The organism is Stenotrophomonas sp. 59, assembly GCF_030291095.1.
GTDB lineage: Bacteria > Pseudomonadota > Gammaproteobacteria > Xanthomonadales > Xanthomonadaceae > Stenotrophomonas > Stenotrophomonas maltophilia_Q.
In genome coordinates this window covers 2,463,791-2,479,803 of record NZ_CP127408.1, presented here as the reverse complement: position 1 = coordinate 2,479,803, position 16,013 = coordinate 2,463,791, and the positions used below count along the sequence as shown (strand labels likewise).

15 protein-coding genes are annotated in these 16,013 nt (G+C 68.0%); 5 read left to right on the top strand and 10 right to left on the bottom strand.

What is annotated here, in order from left to right; genetic code table 11:
* Positions 1-23: 23 nt before the first annotated feature.
* Genes QP552_RS11575 through QP552_RS11565 form a run of 3 tightly spaced genes read left to right on the top strand, consistent with a single transcriptional unit; the run spans position 24 to position 5,520 of the window.
* The gene (locus QP552_RS11575; RefSeq protein ID WP_111111771.1) at positions 24-1,271 is read left to right on the top strand and encodes a TolC family protein; all 1,248 of its coding nucleotides are present in this window, start codon (positions 24-26) and stop codon (positions 1,269-1,271) included.
* Positions 1,268-2,446: an efflux RND transporter periplasmic adaptor subunit gene (locus QP552_RS11570; RefSeq protein WP_111111770.1), complete on the top strand. Its 1,179-nt coding sequence runs from the start codon at positions 1,268-1,270 to the stop codon at positions 2,444-2,446. The genes QP552_RS11575 and QP552_RS11570 overlap by 4 nt, the downstream gene beginning before the upstream one ends.
* Entirely contained in the window at positions 2,443-5,520 is a 3,078-nt protein-coding gene (locus QP552_RS11565) for a CusA/CzcA family heavy metal efflux RND transporter (protein WP_111111769.1), read from the top strand. Before QP552_RS11570 ends, QP552_RS11565 begins: the two co-directional genes overlap by 4 nt.
* A 165-nt stretch (positions 5,521-5,685) precedes the next feature.
* Here the strand turns inward: QP552_RS11565 and QP552_RS11560 are convergent, their stop codons facing one another.
* Positions 5,686-6,429, bottom strand: coding sequence for an SDR family oxidoreductase (locus tag QP552_RS11560; protein WP_106548612.1), 744 nt, complete (start codon positions 6,427-6,429; stop codon positions 5,686-5,688).
* A 106-nt stretch (positions 6,430-6,535) separates the two neighbouring features.
* On the opposite strand from QP552_RS11560, the gene QP552_RS11555 reads away from it, so the two are divergent.
* Positions 6,536-7,468: a LysR family transcriptional regulator gene (locus QP552_RS11555; RefSeq protein WP_286073683.1), complete on the top strand. Its 933-nt coding sequence runs from the start codon at positions 6,536-6,538 to the stop codon at positions 7,466-7,468.
* 20 nt (positions 7,469-7,488) lie between these two features.
* Here the strand turns inward: QP552_RS11555 and QP552_RS11550 are convergent, their stop codons facing one another.
* From QP552_RS11550 to dkgB, 8 genes are all read right to left on the bottom strand, one after another.
* Positions 7,489-8,856, bottom strand: coding sequence for a heavy metal sensor histidine kinase (locus QP552_RS11550; RefSeq protein ID WP_111111767.1), 1,368 nt, complete (start codon positions 8,854-8,856; stop codon positions 7,489-7,491).
* Positions 8,853-9,551 carry a heavy metal response regulator transcription factor gene (locus QP552_RS11545; RefSeq protein WP_111111766.1) on the bottom strand — a complete coding sequence of 233 codons (699 nt, stop codon included), beginning with the start codon at positions 9,549-9,551 and terminating at the stop codon, positions 8,853-8,855. The genes QP552_RS11550 and QP552_RS11545 overlap by 4 nt, the downstream gene beginning before the upstream one ends.
* 45 nt (positions 9,552-9,596) lie before the next feature.
* The gene (gene copD, locus QP552_RS11540; RefSeq protein ID WP_106548608.1) at positions 9,597-10,481 is read right to left on the bottom strand and encodes a copper homeostasis membrane protein CopD; all 885 of its coding nucleotides are present in this window, start codon (positions 10,479-10,481) and stop codon (positions 9,597-9,599) included.
* 10 nt (positions 10,482-10,491) lie between these two features.
* A complete protein-coding gene (gene copC, locus QP552_RS11535; protein ID WP_111111765.1) occupies positions 10,492-10,869 on the bottom strand; it encodes a copper homeostasis periplasmic binding protein CopC in 378 nt (125 codons plus the stop codon).
* A 153-nt stretch (positions 10,870-11,022) separates the two neighbouring features.
* On the bottom strand, positions 11,023-11,346 hold the full coding sequence (locus QP552_RS11530) for an adenylate cyclase (RefSeq protein WP_111111764.1): 324 nt from the start codon (positions 11,344-11,346) through the stop codon (positions 11,023-11,025).
* Positions 11,343-12,281, bottom strand: coding sequence for a cyclase family protein (locus QP552_RS11525; RefSeq protein WP_111111763.1), 939 nt, complete (start codon positions 12,279-12,281; stop codon positions 11,343-11,345). Before QP552_RS11525 ends, QP552_RS11530 begins: the two co-directional genes overlap by 4 nt.
* A gap of 19 nt (positions 12,282-12,300) precedes the next feature.
* Positions 12,301-13,275 carry a TIGR03571 family LLM class oxidoreductase gene (locus QP552_RS11520; protein WP_111111762.1) on the bottom strand — a complete coding sequence of 325 codons (975 nt, stop codon included), beginning with the start codon at positions 13,273-13,275 and terminating at the stop codon, positions 12,301-12,303.
* Positions 13,276-13,286: 11 nt separating this feature from the next.
* On the bottom strand, positions 13,287-14,090 hold the full coding sequence (dkgB, locus tag QP552_RS11515; protein ID WP_106548603.1) for a 2,5-didehydrogluconate reductase DkgB: 804 nt from the start codon (positions 14,088-14,090) through the stop codon (positions 13,287-13,289).
* A gap of 119 nt (positions 14,091-14,209) precedes the next feature.
* Here dkgB and QP552_RS11510 point away from each other — a divergent pair, with 119 nt between their 5' ends.
* The gene (locus QP552_RS11510; RefSeq protein ID WP_286073682.1) at positions 14,210-15,112 is read left to right on the top strand and encodes a LysR family transcriptional regulator; all 903 of its coding nucleotides are present in this window, start codon (positions 14,210-14,212) and stop codon (positions 15,110-15,112) included.
* A 30-nt stretch (positions 15,113-15,142) separates the two neighbouring features.
* Here QP552_RS11510 and QP552_RS11505 read toward each other — a convergent pair whose 3' ends face one another.
* Positions 15,143-15,949, bottom strand: coding sequence for an AraC family transcriptional regulator (locus tag QP552_RS11505; RefSeq protein WP_286073681.1), 807 nt, complete (start codon positions 15,947-15,949; stop codon positions 15,143-15,145).
* Positions 15,950-16,013: the final 64 nt, after the last annotated feature.

Sequence of the window (16,013 nt, the reverse complement as noted above, 5' to 3'; positions counted from 1 at the left end):
TCCGTCACCTTAACGTGACGTGCATGAATTTCTCCCTTCATGTTGCGGCCGTGCTGGCCGCCCTTGTGTGCGCACCCACGGCTTCAGCGTTGTCGCTGGCCGAAGCGCAGCGTGCGATGGACGCCCACAACCCTGATCTGCGTGCGGCGGCACTGGAGCTGCGCGGCGTGCAGGGCGATGCGCAGACGGCCGCGCTGCGGCCCGCAGCCGAGCTTTCGATCGGCAGCAGCAAGATCAGCCCCAAGCATGGCATCGGCCCCGGACGCTGGCAGGACAAACGGGTGGACAGCACGCTGGGCCTGGGCTGGACCTGGGAACGCGGTGGCAAGCGTGCACTGCGCGTCCGCCAGGCCGATGCGCTGCTGGAGGTGGCCGGGCTGGAGATGCTGGATACCCGGCGCCGACAGCAGGTGGCGCTGCATGAAGCCTACTTCGGCCTGAAGGGCGCACAGGAGCGGGCGCAGATTGCTGAGGCCAACCGCCAGAGTTCGGCCGAACAGATGGCCGCTGCCGACAAGCAGGTCGCAACCGGAGCGATGGCGCCGGTGGATCGTGCGCGGCTGGCGGTGGACGACCTTGCCGTCGCCGACGCGGCGCGCGAGGCGGCGCTGGATCTGCGCGATGCGCGGCACACGCTGGGCCTGTTGCTCGGCCGCGATGACAGCGGCGAGCTGAGTGCCGATGACGCGTGGCCGGACGCCGCCGGTGTGGCCGGTACGCGGGCATTCGATCCGCAGCAGCGCGCCGATCTGCGCGCGGCGCGCTCGCGCCTGGCCGCCGCCGATGCCGGCGTGGCGCTGGCACGCAGCGAGCGCCACCGCGATATCCAGCTGGGCGTGGAGGCGGAGCGGGAGCCGACCGATATCAACGGTGTCACCTGGGGCGTGTCGCTGACCATTCCACTCGGCGGCCCATCGCGTGCGCGCGGCGCCATCCAACGTGCCGAAGCCGACCGTGACAGCGCGGCGCTTGAGCTGCAGGTGCAGCAGCGCGAAGCGCGCGCCGAGCTGGACCAGTTGCTGGCCAGCGCGCAGGCCGCCACGCAGCGCCGCACCGACTATGAAGGCCTGCACGCCGACGCCGCGCGCAAGGCGGTGGAGGGCATCGAGCTGGCGTACCGCCGTGGCGCCGCCAGCCTGACCGACCTGCTGGATGCGCGACGTAGCTGGCGCGACTTCGAGGCCGCGCTGATCGAAGCACGCGCCGACCATGCCATTGCCCTGGCGCGCTGGGAAGCCGCCACATCCGTTGCTGAAGGAGAATCCCGATGAAGTCCACTGCCGCCCATCGCCTGCGGGCGCGACATGCCGTGCTGCCGGCGTTGCTGGCGCTGGCCCTGCTCAGCGGCTGTGGTCGTGAGCCGGCCTCGTACACCGAGGATGCGCCGCAGGTCAGTGCCGGGCAGATCCAGTTCCCGGCCGACAGCCGCCAGCTGGATGTGCTGCGCAGCGAGGCCGTGACCGCCGGTGCCAGCGCCAGCCTGCAACTGCCGGGCCGGGTGGTCTGGGATGAAACCCGCTCCAGTGCACTGCGTGCGCCGCTGCCGGGGCAGGTGGCGCGGATCGAGGCGCAGCCGGGGCAACAGGTGAAGGCCGGCCAGGTCATCGCCTGGATCACCTCGCCGGAATTCGGCCAGGCCCAGGCCGAAGGCGCGCGTGGTCGCGCGGAACTGCAGCAGGCGCGCAAGGAGCTGGAACGCACCCGCGAGCTGCACGCCGCGGGCGTAGCGTCCGGGCGCGAGCTGGATGAGGCCGAGGCCAGCTTCGCCGGCAGCAAGGCCGATCATGCGCGCGCAACCGCCTTTGCCAAGGCCTATGGCAATGGCCAGCACGTCGATCAGCGCCTGCCGCTGCGCGCGCCCATCGATGGCGTGCTGGTGGAGCGGCGGATGAGCCCGGGCATGACGGTCAGCCCGGACAGCGAGCAGCCGTTGGCGGTGATCGGCGATCCGGATCGCCTGTGGCTGCTGCTGGACATTCCCGAAAGCCTGGCCGGGCGCCTGAAGGCCGGCATGCAGGTGAGCGTGCCCGGCGCCGACGGCACGCCCCTGCAGGCCACGCTGCAGCACGTGGACGACTTCGTCGACAGCGAACGCCGCGTGGTGCAGGCGCGCGCAGAGCTGGACAACCGCACCCGCGGATTCAAGGCCGGGCAGTACGTGCGCGCACAGGTGGCGTTGCCGGCCGAGGGCGGCGTCACCCTGCCGGATGCGGCGGTGCTGCTGATCGATGGCAGGCAAGTGGTGTTCGTGGAAGAGGGCAAGGGGCGCTTCGTGCGCCGTGCCGTGCATGCCGAAGAACTCGGTGACGGCCGCCTGTGGGTACGCGATGGCCTGGTTGCTGGCAGCCGGGTGGTGGTCGAGGGCGGGCTGCTGCTGCAGCAGCTGGTGGACAGCGCACCGATTGCTGCAACCACCGGCAGCGGCACGGGGCACACCGCGCCATGATCGATCGCCTGATTGCCTATTGCCTGCGCCAGCCGTTGATGGTGATGCTGGCGTTGCTGTTGTTCATCGGCGCCGGCATCGCCGCGTTCCGCGTGTTGCCGGTGGAAGCCTTCCCGGATGTGTCCGACACCCAGGTGACGGTGGTCTCGCTGCATCCCGGTCGTGCTGCCGAGGAAGTAGAACGTGAGGTGACGATGCCGTTGGAGGTGGCGTTGTCCGGTATCCCGCATTCGGTACGGGTGTTCTCGCATACGCAGTTCGGCCTGTCGATGATCATCCTGACCTTCGATGACAAGGCCGATGACTATTTCGCGCGCCAGCAGGTGCTGGAGCGGCTGCAGGGCGTGGAACTGCCGGAAGGGGTGACGCCGGAGCTGGAGGCGATGAGCTCGGCGGTGGGCGAGATCTACCGCTACGTGCTGAAGGGACCGCACATGACGTCCACCCAGCTGCGTACCACCCAGGAATGGGTGATGGAGCGCAGCCTGCGCACGGTGCCGGGCGTGGCCGATGTGATCAGCTTTGGTGGCTTTGCGCGCACGTTCCAGGTCAAGCCGGATCTGGACAAGCTGCGTGACCGCGGTATCAGCCTCGGCGAGTTCGCCGAAGCGCTGGAGAAGGGCAGTTCGAATGCGGGCGGCGGCTACGTGGAGCGCGGCCAGCAGCAGTTCCTGATCCGCGGCGTGGGCCTGATGCGCTCGCCGGCCGACATCGGCAACGTGGTGGTAGCGCAACGTGGCGGAACGCCGATCCTGGTACGCGACCTGGCCGGCATCGCCGATACCGGCCTGCCCCGGCAGGGCCTGGTCGGCCAGGACGACAACGACGACGCGGTGTTCGGCATGGTGCTGATGCGCAAGGGCGAGAATCCGTCCGATGTGCTCGACGCCCTGCATAAGCGCATCACCGAGATCGAAGCGAACCAGCTGCCGGCCGGGGTCAGCATCGAGCCGTTCTACGATCGCTCGTGGCTGGTCTCGACCACATTGAAAACCGTGTTCCGCAACCTGCTGGAAGGTGCGGTGCTGGTGTTCCTGGTGCTGTGGCTGTTCCTGTACAACGCCCGCGCGGCGCTGATCGTGGCGGCTATGATGCCTTTGGCGCTGTTGTCGACCTTCCTCGGCCTGCACCTGTGGGGCGTGCCGGCCAACCTGCTGTCGCTGGGGGCGATGGACTTCGGCATCATCATCGATGGCGCGGTGATCGTGACCGAGCACATCGTTTCGCGACTATCGAAACTGCCGCCCAACGCCGACAGGAAGACACGCTTCTCGACCATCCTGTCGGCAGCATCCGAAGTGGGGCGGCCGACGTTCTTCTCGATGCTGATCATCATCGCCGCGCACATCCCGATCTTCACCCTGCAGCGCCAGGAAGGCCGCATGTTCGCACCGATGGCCTACTCGGTGACCTCGGCGCTGATCGGTGCCTTGATCCTGGCGCTGACCGTAGTACCGCTGTTCTGCTTCTGGTGGCTGCGGCGCGACCGCATGCGTGACGGCAATCCGCTGATGGACCGCCTGACCGGTTGGTACAAGCCGGTGCTGGAGCGCGCCCTGGCGCGACCACGTGCGGTGGTGCTGACCGCGGTGGCGCTGCTGGTCGCCACGCTGGCGCTGGGCACGCGGCTGGGCTCGGAGTTCCTGCCGGAGCTGGACGAGGGTTCGATCTGGTTGACCGCCACGCTCGACCCCAGCACCAGCCTGGCCGAGGCGCAGCAGCAGTCGCGGCGCATCCGCGAGCTGGTCGGCACCTTCCCGCAGGTGTCGACGGTAGTGGCCAAGCTCGGCCGCCCGGAAGACGGCTCCGATGCCAAGGGCGCCAACCAGATCGAGGCACTGGTAGCGCTGAAGCCAGAGAAGGAGTGGCCGAAGGGCGTGGACAAGCGGCAGCTGGTGAGTGACCTGCAACGCACCCTGGAGCAACGCATTCCGGGCCCGGAGTTCTCGATCTCGCAGCCGGTGCGCGACAACATCCTGGAGAGCATTTCGCAGATCAAGGGCCAGGTGGTGATCAAGGTCAGTGGCTCGGACCTGGAGGTATTGAACCGGCAGGCGCAGGCCATCCTGGCCCAGGTGCGCGGCGTGGAGGGCGTGGAGAGCGCCTTCATCGACCGTGATGGCTCGCTGCCACAGCTGCAGATCGAGATCGATCGCGACCGTGCCGCGCGCTACGGACTGAACGTGCGGGACGTCGACGAGGTGATCGAGACCGCGCTGGGCGGACGTCAGGTGGGCGAGCTGTGGGAGGGCGACCGCAAGTTCCCGATCACGCTGCGCCTGGACGACGCCGACCGTGACCTGCAGCGCCTGCGCACGGTGCCGGTGGGCATCGGCGATGGCCATACGGTGACGCTGTCCGACGTGGCCGACTTCCGCATGGCCAGTGGCGCGATCAACATCTCGCGTGAGAACGCACAGCGGGTGAAGGCGGTCAGCATCTTCATCGCCGGGCGTGACATGGGCAGCGTGGTGGCCGACATGCGCAAGCGCGTGGATGCGAACGTGCAGCTGACCGAGGGCTACCGGCTGGAATGGTCCGGCGAGTTCGAGAACCAGCAGCGCGCGATGAAGCGGCTGGGCTGGGTGATTCCGTTGTCGGTGCTGCTGATCTTCGTGCTGCTGTTTGATGCCTTCAAGGACATCAGCAGTGCGGCCCTGATCCTGGCCAACGTACCGTTGGCGATGATCGGCGGCATCCTGGCGCTGTGGCTGACCGGCATTCCGCTGTCAGTGTCGGCGGCGATTGGATTCATCGCCTTGTTCGGGCAGGCGGTCTTGAACGGGGTGGTGATGCTCAGTCGGTTTGCCCAGCTGCGCGAACAGGGCATGGACCTGCTGCAGTCGGTGGTGCAGGGCTCGCTGCAACGCCTGCGCACGGTGCTGATGACCGCGTTGCTGGCGATGTTCGGCCTGCTGCCGATGGCGACTTCGCACGCGATCGGTGCCGAGACCCAGAAGCCGCTGGCGGTGGTGGTGATCGGCGGCCTGCTGTCGGCGATGCTGCTGACCCTGCTGGTGCTGCCGACGCTCTATTACTGGGTGCACCGCCGCCGCGAGGCCCGTACCGCCTGACCACGCTGTAGAGCCGAGCCTATGCTCGGCTGCTCTTGGCGCGAAGACCAGAAGCAGCCGAGCATGGGCTCGGCTCTACAGGGGCCCTACGTGCTGCGTGGATCCGATGGGCTGCCACGGGTTCCCAGGTAGATCCACGCCATGCGTGGATGCCCTCCGCGCGATCTAGACCATCCCGCCGTTGGCGCGCAGCACCTGGCCGTTGATCCACCCGCCATCGGTGCTGGCCAGGAACCCGACCGCACCGGCGATGTCCTCGGGCGTACCCAGCCGCTCCAGGGGATTCAGCTTGGCCAACCGTTCGATCAGCTCCGGCGATTTGCCTTCCAGGAACAGGTCGGTGGCGGTGGGTCCGGGTGCCACTGCGTTCACGGTGATGTTGCGCCCGCGCAGCTCCTTGCTGAGGATCGCGCCCATCGTCTCCACCGCCGCCTTGCTGGCTGCGTACACGCTGTAGTTCTCCAGCCTGATGCCGACCACGCTGGTTGAGAGGGTGATCAGGCGGCCATCGTCGCGCACCCGTCGTGCGCTTTCACGCAGCACATTGAAGGCGCCCTTGAGGTTGATGCCGATCACCCGCTCGAACAGGGCGTCGTCGGTGTCGGCCAGTGGTGCCAGCTGCAGCACGCCGGCGCTGTTGACGACCACGTCGATGCCGCCGAAACGGGCGTCGATGGCATCGAACAGCTGGCGCACCGCCTTCGGGTCTGCCACATCGGCCTGCAGGGTGATGGCCTGCGCGCCGGCTGCGTTGAGTTCGGCAGCCAGCGCCTCGGCGTCGTCACGGCGCCCGGCGTAGTTGATCGCGACCGCGTAGCCATCGGCCGCGAGCCGACGTGAGATGGCGGCGCCGATACCGCGGGAGCCGCCCGTGACCAGGGCGACGCGGCGGACGGGGGGAGTAGGCATGGTGGATTCCAGCGGGGCACGCCGGAGCGGCGCAGGACCATCTTCGCCACATCGAGTGTCCGGATAATCCTGCATAATCCGCCAACATCATCCGGAAACTCGAACAATGGACCGTTTCACGGCAATGCGCGCCTTCGTCCGTATTGTCGAGCGCCGCAGCTTCACGCGTGCCTCCGAAGACCTGGGCCTGCCGCGGGCCACGGTGACCGATGCGATCAAGGCGTTGGAAACGCGGTTGGGCGTGCGCCTGTTGCACCGGACCACGCGGTTGGTGGTACCGACGCTGGAAGGTGAGGCCTTCTACGGCCGTTGCCTGCGCCTGATCGCCGACATGGACGACGCTGAAGCCGCGTTCCGTGACGTACCCCCGCGCGGCCCGCTGCGAATCGAGGTGCATGGCACGCTGGGGCGACATCTGCTGCTTCCGCACCTGCCGGACTTCCTGCAGCGCTACCCGGAGATCGAGCTGGAGGTCAGCGAGGGCGACCGCTATGTGGATCTGCTGCGTGAGGGTGTGGACGCGGCGCTGCGGGTCGGCGCGCTGGCCGACAGTGATCTGGCGGCGCGACGGTTGACGATGCTGGGTGAGGTCACGGTGGCCTCGCCAGGCTACGTGCAGGACAGGGGCTTGCCGGGCAGCATCGAATCCCTGCTGCAAGGCCACGAAATGGTCGGCTATCGCTCCAGTGCCACCGGCCAGCTGATTCCGTTGGAGTTCCAGCAAGGCATGCAGGTGCGCTATGTGCCGCTCCCCGCACGGGTGCGTGTTTCCGGCGCGGATGCGTTCCTGGGCGCCGCGCTGGCGGGGCTGGGAATCATCCAGGCACCGCGCTACCGGATGGACCCGTACATCGCGCGTGGGCAACTGGTCGAACTGCTGCCGGAGGTGCCGCCGACGCCGAGTCCGTTGAACCTGGTCTACCTGCGCAGCCGTACGCCATCGCCACGCCTGCGGGTGTTCATCGACTGGGTGGCCGGGGTGTTTGACCAGACAGGGGTTGCCGGCCAGCGGCCGGCACTACCGAAGCTGCGCTCCTGAGACGCCGCGACGGGCCGGCATTACCGGGCTGCGGCGCTCGGCAGCACCAGTTCGAATGCGGTACCGGTTTCGTTGGAAACAACGCTCACGCTGCCACCGTGTGCCTGCGCAATGGCCCGGGTGATCGCCAGGCCCAGCCCGGCGCCTTCATGGCGGGCACGCTCGCCGCGATAGAAGCGGTCGAACAGCCGCGGCAGCGCTTCTGCGGCAATCGGCATGCCAACGTTGTGCACGCTGATCCTGCACAGGCCCTCGGACTCGACCAGCCGCACCCGCACTTCGCTGCCTGCGGTCGCGTGCTTCAACGCGTTCGAGAGCAGGTTGGCAATGGCCCGGTGCAGCATCAGCCGGTTGCCCTGGACCTGCGCGGTGCCTTCACGGCGCAGGGCCAACTGCTGATCATCGGCCAGCGGTTCGTAGAACTCCAGCAGGGAATCGACCACGGCATCCAGCGCCACCCGCTCGCGCGAGGGCAGGGCACCCGGTGCCTCGGCCTGTGCCAGGTACAGCAGGTCACCCACGGTCTGTGCCAGCTGCTGCAGTTCCTCGGCACACGACGCCAGTGTCTCGCGGTAGGCCTCGTTGCTGCGCGGATGCGCGAGCACGACCTGCACCTGGGTCAGCATGTTGGTGATCGGCGTGCGCAGCTCGTGGGCGAGATCACCGGAGAACTCGGTCAGTCGTGCGAAATCCTGCTGCAACCGCGCGAGCATGCCGTTGAGGGTCTGTGCCAGCTGTTCCAGTTCGGCCGGAGCACTGCGTGCACTCAGTCGGCGCTGGAGCCGGCCGGCGGTGATCTGCCGGGCTTCATCGGCCAGCGTACGCAGCGGCCGCAGCGTGCGCCGCACCACGTAGCCACCGAGCAGGCTGCTGGCCACGGCGGCGCCAATGATGGCGATGGCCAGCAGATGGCGGAAGCGCTGCAGGAAATCGGCATGGCGGTCGTCATCAATGGCCAGCAGGGTCACCAGCTGGCTGCCGTCGGCCAGGATCTGCCGCAGGTACAGGGCGTGCATGCAGCGACCATCAGCAAGGATCCAGTCGTGCCGCCGTGGCGCGGTGTCGATGGGCTGGCTGCGTGCGTGCTCGCGCAGCAGTGCCGGCGCGGTGGAGAACAGCACGGTGCCGCGGTCATCGGCGATGTGGAAGGCGATATCGGGATGGTGGCCGAGGGCCTCTGCCAGCCGCTGCCCGCGCGCGGATGCAGGTCCATTGCCGGCCAGGTCGCGTATGAGCGCGACCTTGTTTTCCAGCTCGACGAAGTCCTGCGCCACCAGATCGTGCCGGGCGCTGACATAGATCGCCACGCCCAATGCCGCCAGCACGAGCGTGGCAACGGTGGCGAACAGCAGCGTCAGCCGTACCGCAATGGAACGGCGCAGGCTCATCCGTTGCCCACCGCGCCGTCGTCCGGCGCCTCCAGCACATAGCCCATGCCGCGCACGGTGACGATCAGCTTGGCGTCGAAGCCGTCGTCGATTTTCGCGCGCAGGCGGCGGATCGCCACGTCGATCACGTTGGTATCGCTGTCGAAGTTCATGTCCCACACCTGCGAGGCGATCAGCGAGCGCGGCAGCACTTCGCCGCGACGGCGCGCGAGCAGCTCCAGCAGGGTGTACTCCTTCTGGCTGAGGGCGATGCGCTGGCCGTCGCGCTCGACCCGGCGGCGCAGGGTATCCACCACCAGGTCGGCGATGACGATGCGCTCGGCCTGCGGCAATGCCTGGCCGCGGCGCAGCAGGGTACGCACGCGCGCCAGCAGTTCGGCGAAGGCGAACGGCTTGGCCAGGTAATCGTCGGCACCCAGCTCCAGGCCCTGCACGCGGTCGGCGATGCTGCTGCGCGCGGTCAGGAACAGCACCGGCAGCTGCCAGCCCGCCTCGCGAAGCCGCGACAGCACGTCCCAGCCATCCAGGCCGGGCAGCATCACGTCCAGGATGACCAGCTGGTACTCGCCACTGCCGGCCAGGTGCAGTCCATCGATGCCGTTGCAGGCGAGGTCGACCACGTAGCCGGCCTCGATCAGGCCCTGGCGCAGGTAGTTGCCGGTCTTGGGTTCGTCTTCGACGATCAGCAGTTTCATGGTGCGCCCATCATCGCAGCTTGGGCACGGGCCGGTGGCGCCGGTTCATGCCAGCGGATCCAGCGTGCCGAGGATCGCGACGCAGGCCAGCACCAATACCGCCAGCACCGATTCGCAGGCCAGGCTGTAGCGCAGGGAACGCAGCGGCCGTGGTTGCCAGCCGCCATGGATGGAAACCGCCAGTGCCGGCACCAGCCGCCAGCGATGCAGTGCCGCCAGCCCCAGCATGCCGCCCACCAGGGCCAGCTTGAGCAGCAGCCAGCGCCCGTGCGCAGTGCCGGTGAGGGTCTGCACCGAGCCGCCGAGATCGATATAGGTATAGGTGCCGGTCATGGCCAGCGCGGCGACGATGAGGGTGCCGGGCAAGGCGAAGCCGTGGGCGGCCTGCCACAGCTCCCGGGTGCGTTCGCGCAGGCGCAGGCCCTGCGGACGAAGTGCCAGCTGCAGGATGGCGGCAATCGCTCCAATCCAGGCGCCGGCGGCCAGCAGATGGACGATGCCGGCAACCAGCCGAACGGTGCCGCTTGCCCCGTCACCCGCGGCACCGTGCCCATTCCAGGACAGGCTGGCCAATGCCGTAGCGGAAAGCGCGAGCAGGGCCAGGCGGCGCAGGCCCTGCAATGGAGGGGCGAAGGACAGCAGCGGCAGCATCGCCAGAAGGGCGAGGATGCGCAGCAGGCCCGCTTCACCCACTGGCGTGCCCGTGAGGAACCAGCGCACCGCTTCGCGGTCGATCCCGGCTGGCGCGATGCCGAGCACGCCGGACAACCGGGTCACGGCATCGGTGATCACCAGTACCAGCGCAATCACCGTGAGCGCCGATGCGACGCCGCGCGGCAGCGCGGGGCGGACGAACAGCATCCGCCCGAACAGCAGCATCAGCACCAGGTACAGCGCCAGCCGCAGCGCGTACGGCGAGAACTCCGCCATGACAGCCGCCTTACTTCACGGTGAAACGGTAGGTGCCGGTGATCGGGTGGCTGTCCTGGCCGACCGCACGCCATTGCAGTGCGTAGCTGCCGGCCGCCAGCGGCTTGGCCAAGCGCGCGCGCAGCGTGTGGCCATCTTCGGAGATGTCCTGCGCGGTGGTGGGCACGGCCATCTTCATGCGGCCATGGTCCATGCTCAGTTCGATACGGGTGGCGCGCGGCATCACCTTTTCACTGAACTGCAGTTCGATCTGGCTGGCCGGGGCAACGGTCGCGTCGGCGGCCGGTGTCGAGCGCACCAGGCTGGGATGGGCCAGGGCCTGCGGCGCAACCGCGAGGCCGAACAGGAAAAGAGCAAGGGAGGCGGGACGGAACGGGGTACGGATCATGCGGGGAACACCTGTGGCAGAAGTGGCCCCCAGAGTGGAGGGCGGCGCCTTTCGCCGCCCTGACCCGTACATTACCGACCTGTAATGTTCCGCCTGCTGGCCGGGATCACCGCGTTGTGTTCCCGCCGGGCATGGCCCGGCGCCACCGGTAGATCACAGGGCCGCCAGTGGCCCCTGCATGCGATGGAAGCTGCCATCGGTGGCGGTGAACCAGGCCAGTGATCGCCTACCCGGGAAGTCATCGACATGCACGACCGTCGCGCCGTCTGCTTCCTGCCACGAAATGGCATAGACGCCCTCGCTGATCTGCCGCCATTCGCAGGCGGCTTCGCCGCGTGCACCGGCATAGGCGCCGGAAACGATGGCGTACTGCACATGGCGACCATCGGCACTGTACGCGTTGTCTGCCGCCAGGCCGTCATAACTGACGCGGAAACGGCGCCCGGCGAACAGGGGAATTCCAGCAGCCGTGCTCATCGGATCGCCACCGGGTTGATGTTGACCTGGGTCGAGCCGACGTACAGCGGCTGGCCGAGCACGAACAGGAATTCCCAGGCCTTGTCGCGCACCAGCGCACGGCTGTCGATCAGCTCCAGGTTGTAGATGCCGCGCTTGGCCAGCATGTACTGGTTGATCGGGAATTCCTCGGCACCGTTCGGGTTCGGGTAGACCTCCGAGGCCCAGGTGTCGCCACCGAAGGCAACAATGCCCTGGTCGGCCAGCCATTTGGCGGCCTCCATGCCGATACCCGGCTCCACTGCCAGGAACTGCGTGTCGTCCTTGCCGATCAGTTCCAGCCAGCCGGTGTTGAACAGCACCACGTCGCCCTTGCGCAGGCTCAGTCCCTGCTTCTTCAACACGGCCTGGATGTCGGCCACGGTGAACTCGGTGCCGCCGGGCACGATCGCCTTGCCGTAGTGGGCAGTCATGTCCAGCACCACGCCACGGGTAACCATCGGCGGCACCTTTTCGACGCCCAGCTTGCGCACGCCGTCCACGGTGACGAAGTCGGCGGCCTTGTTGCCGTTGTAGTAGACGTTGTCGATGCCGATGTGGCCGATGCCGTTGAGCTGGGTGCCAACGCCGGTCCAGGCGTTCACCAGCTCATCGTTGAAGGTGAACCTGTTCGGGCCCAGCGACTTGCCGGCCTGCTGGCCGACCTGCACGTTGTACAGGCGGAAGCTGCGATGGCGGAACGCAGGCAGGTTCTTGTCCACCGGCACCGCCAGCGGATAGGTCTTGCCGGTCCTGACCAGCGAAACCGCGTGCTTGACCACGTCCGCGGTCAGCAGGTTGGCCGCGCCGATCTCGTCGTTGGCACCGTAGGCAGAGGGGTACCAGTCCTCGGCGGTAGCCTGGAAGGACAGCGGCAGGGTGGCCAGCGCAATCGCGGCCAGAGTCTTCATCTTCATGGCAAAGCTCCGGTAACTGTCAGGCCGTCGCGGGGGCGGCAAGCGTTGCATGCGGCGCGCCGGCGCCGGCATGGGCCGGGAAGTGCGGCAGCACGTACTCGGCGATTTCGTGGAAGGTTTCGGCCAACGGCCGTTCGTTGCGGCGGAACTGCAGGCCGATGTGGTCGACACCGGCCGCCTGCATGGCGTGCAGCTCGGCCAGCAGGGCGTTGCGGCCGCCGCGCAGCCCGAAGCGCCAGCGCTGCAGCGGGGCATCGGCATCGGCCAGCAGATCCAGGTGGATGAAGCTGGCATAGGGTTTGTTGCCGGCCACCGCGCGCCAGGCTGCCACACGTTGCGCGTGGTCCTGCGGCGTGCCCGGATAGGCCAGGCAACCATCCATGTGCTGGCCGATCCACGTCGGTTGCTGCTGGGCCAGGCCGGCCACGAACAGCGGCAGGGCCGGGCCATCGGCGGGCAGCACATCCAGCCCCTGCGGCAGGTGCGCAGCGGCGCCCTCGCGCAGCAGCGCGATCTGCTCGCGGAAACGGCTGCCACGACTGTCGAAGTCGCGGCCGAACAGCGGGTACTCCACCGGTCGGTCGCCGCTGGCCACGCCCAGCAGCAGGCGGTCGCCGCTCAGCCGCTGCACGCTGCGCGCCGACTTCAGGGTCAGCAACGGCTCTCTGATCGGCAGCACCACCGCACCGGTACCCAGCAGGATGTCCCTGGTGATGCCGGCCAGGTAGCCGAGGTAGCTGAACACCTCGAACACCTGCGCCGCATCGCCGAAGGCGGGGTCGTACACCGGCACGTCACGTACCCAGAGCGCACGGAAGCCGAGGCGGTCGGCCAAGCGTGCCAGTTCCGCATGACGCTGCAGGTCCGGTTCGCCGGGCAGACGTCGCGAGGCGCGTCGTGCCTGTTCGCCCAGCGGCGTCCAGTCATTGTCCAGCGGTGCTTCGATGCCGATGCTGAAACCACCGGCCTGCAACCGGGTCATCGCACTGCCCATGGCGTGGCGCCTCAGTCCCAGGCCGGGGCCAGGCCCGGCGGATCGACTTCGCGGCCGTTGCGCTCAAGCGCGGCGATCGCGGCCATGTCATCGGCATCCAGGCGCAGGTCCTGCGCGAGCAGGTTGCTGGCCAGGTTCTCGCGCTTGGTCGACGACGGAATGACCGAGTACCCCTGGTGCAGCGCCCATGCCAGCGCCACCTGGGCCACGGTGGCCTGGTGCTTGTCGGCGATGGCGGCCAGTACCGGATCCTTCAGCACCTTGCCGTAGGCCAGGGTCATGTAGGAGGTCACGGTGATGCCCTGGTCCTGCAGGAAAGCGGTCAGTGCCGGGTTCTGCAGGTAGGGGCTCAGTTCGATCTGGTTGGTGGCGATCTCGCCGGCGCCGACCACCTCGATGGCCTGCCGGGTCAGCTCGATGTTGAAGTTGGACACGCCGATCTGGCGGGTCAGCCCCAGCGACTTGGCCTCGGCCAGTGCGGTCATGTACTCGCGCAGTTCAACGCCATTGCCCGGCGCCGGCCAGTGGATCAGCAGCAGGTCCACATGGTCGGTGCGCAGCTTGGCCAGGCTGTCGCGCAGGCTCGGGATCAGCTTGTCGGCAGCGTAGTTGTCCACCCAGATCTTGGTGGTCAGGAACAGCTGGTCGCGCGCTACGCCGGATTCGGCAATGGCCTGGCCGACCTCGGCCTCGTTGCCGTAGATCTGCGCGGTGTCGACCGCACGGTAGCCGACCTCGAGGGCGTTGCGCACCGAGTCGATGACGGTCTGGCCGGTGAGGCGGAAGGTGCCGACGCCAAAGGAAGGAACACTCATGATGGACTCCAGGGACTTCGTTGAGAGCCGGTGGGGCTCGGGACAGGGCGAAGTGTGGGCGCTTTACATTTGTTGATTAAGCCGTGTATACGGGAAACGCTTTTGCGTCGAGGTAAACAATGAAAACCACCCTGGATGAGCTGAAGGCGTTCGTGGCGGTGGTCGACAGTGGCTCGATCACCGCAGCGGCCGAGGCGCTTGAGCTGACCATCTCCGCGACCAGCCGTACCCTGGCGCGGCTGGAGGACAAGCTGCAGACCACGTTGCTTCGGCGGACCACTCGGCGGCTCGAACTTACCGAGGAAGGTGCGGCGTTCCTGGAGTACGCCCGTACGATCCTGGCCACGGTGGACGAGGCCGAGGAACAGATGGCCGCGCGGCGGCTGCAGCCGGTGGGGCGCCTGCGCGTGGATGCGGCCACGCCGTTCATGCTGCACGTGATCGTGCCGCTGCTTGAGGGTTTCCGTGAGCGCTACCCGCAGGTGGAGCTGGAGCTGAATTCCAATGAAGGCATCACCGACCTGATCGAGAAGCGCACCGACGTGGCATTCCGCATCGGTGTGCTGCGCGACTCCACCCTGCATGCGCGGCCGATCGGCCACAGCCGCATCCGTGTGGTAGCCAGCCCCGAATACCTGCGCCGGCACGGTACGCCTACGCGGACGGGGCAGCTGCGCAAGCACGACCTGCTGGGCTTCACCCAGCCCAGTTCATTGAACGAGTGGCCGCTGCACGATGCCGTTGGTGGGCCTTTCGTGATCGCGCCGGCGATTGCTTCGTCCAGTGGCGAGACCCTGCGGCAGATGGCGGTGGCCGGGCTCGGCATTGCCTGCCTGTCCGACTTCCTGACCCGCCAGGATCGGCGGGAGGGCCGCCTGGTGCAGCTGTTTGCCAGGCAGACGCAGGAGGTGCGCCAGCCGATCAACGCGGTGTACTACCGCAACACCGCGCTGGCTGCACGTATCACCTGTTTCGTCGACCACGTGACGCAGACGCTGGGGCAGCGCCCGTTCGACGAATGAGGGGCTGACGCTGGCGGGCATGGCCCGGCGCTACCGTGGGCTGTGGGTCTGCGTGATCCACGCCGACGGTGAGCAGCCGGATACGCGCCGGAAGGCAGCGCTGAACTTGCTGGGATTGGCGTAGCCGCAGGCCAGCGCGACCTCGGTGACGTTGCGCCCCTGCGCGAGCTGCGCACGTGCCCACTGCATGCGGCGCCGGGTCAGGAACGCATACGGCGCAAGCCCCGTTGCCGCACGCAGCGCACGGCTGAACGTCGAAGGCTCCATCTGCAAGGCGGTAGCCAGATGCGCAACCGCCAGCGGCTGGCCGAGCTGCGCGTCGATATAGTCCTCCAGCTGCTGCAGTCGCCGCGCGGACAATACACAACATGCCTGGCTCGCCTGGTGCCGGTTCCCGGCAAGCTGTTCCAGGCGGTGCATCAGCACCTGGGCACCGTGCTCGAGGAAGCCGGGCAGGCAGGCATCGGCCTGCGCGCTGCACCACAACGCCTGCAGCACCGCAGTGACTACCGGGTCGTGGTGCAGCCGTGCAGCCAGCGCTTCCAGGTTGCGCAGTGGCTGCAGGTCGTGCGGGTAGACGTGGGTGTCAATGGCGATGCCGAGCAGGTCGACCTCGGGGCTGGCGTAGGTGCCGAGGTCGCCGGGGAGGACCACGTTGAATTGACCGGGTCGCCATTGCGCGTGGAGCAGGCCGCTTTGGGCCCTTTGCTGCAATCGCCCACCGCCGGCCACGGCCAGGCCCAGCCGGAGCTGGTGCGGATGTCCCATGGCGCCTTCGCTGGCGTCGAAGCGATGACGCAGCAGCACGACCCCGCCGTCGTCACTAGCAATCGCCATCGGGGGCATCGGGCCTGCTTCCTGTATCAGCTGGTCGGCGAGCGCTGGCATCACGGATCCGGAA

Excerpts from the sequence above, each read along its gene's own strand:
- copD (WP_106548608.1), bottom strand. The coding sequence starts at position 10,481 with ATGGCGGAGTTCTCGCCGTACGCGCTGCGGCTGGCGCTGTACCTGGTG.
- QP552_RS11565 (WP_111111769.1), top strand. The coding sequence starts at position 2,443 with ATGATCGATCGCCTGATTGCCTATTGCCTGCGCCAGCCGTTGATGGTG.
- copC (WP_111111765.1), bottom strand. The coding sequence starts at position 10,869 with ATGATCCGTACCCCGTTCCGTCCCGCCTCCCTTGCTCTTTTCCTGTTC.
- dkgB (WP_106548603.1), bottom strand. The coding sequence starts at position 14,090 with ATGAGTGTTCCTTCCTTTGGCGTCGGCACCTTCCGCCTCACCGGCCAG.
- QP552_RS11530 (WP_111111764.1), bottom strand. The coding sequence starts at position 11,346 with ATGAGCACGGCTGCTGGAATTCCCCTGTTCGCCGGGCGCCGTTTCCGC.
- QP552_RS11510 (WP_286073682.1), top strand. The coding sequence starts at position 14,210 with ATGAAAACCACCCTGGATGAGCTGAAGGCGTTCGTGGCGGTGGTCGAC.
- QP552_RS11505 (WP_286073681.1), bottom strand. The coding sequence starts at position 15,949 with ATGGCGATTGCTAGTGACGACGGCGGGGTCGTGCTGCTGCGTCATCGC.
- QP552_RS11570 (WP_111111770.1), top strand. The coding sequence starts at position 1,268 with ATGAAGTCCACTGCCGCCCATCGCCTGCGGGCGCGACATGCCGTGCTG.
- QP552_RS11550 (WP_111111767.1), bottom strand. The coding sequence starts at position 8,856 with ATGAGCCTGCGCCGTTCCATTGCGGTACGGCTGACGCTGCTGTTCGCC.
- QP552_RS11555 (WP_286073683.1), top strand. The coding sequence starts at position 6,536 with ATGGACCGTTTCACGGCAATGCGCGCCTTCGTCCGTATTGTCGAGCGC.
- QP552_RS11560 (WP_106548612.1), bottom strand. The coding sequence starts at position 6,429 with ATGCCTACTCCCCCCGTCCGCCGCGTCGCCCTGGTCACGGGCGGCTCC.
- QP552_RS11545 (WP_111111766.1), bottom strand. The coding sequence starts at position 9,551 with ATGAAACTGCTGATCGTCGAAGACGAACCCAAGACCGGCAACTACCTG.
- QP552_RS11575 (WP_111111771.1), top strand. The coding sequence starts at position 24 with ATGAATTTCTCCCTTCATGTTGCGGCCGTGCTGGCCGCCCTTGTGTGC.
- QP552_RS11525 (WP_111111763.1), bottom strand. The coding sequence starts at position 12,281 with ATGAAGATGAAGACTCTGGCCGCGATTGCGCTGGCCACCCTGCCGCTG.
- QP552_RS11520 (WP_111111762.1), bottom strand. The coding sequence starts at position 13,275 with ATGGGCAGTGCGATGACCCGGTTGCAGGCCGGTGGTTTCAGCATCGGC.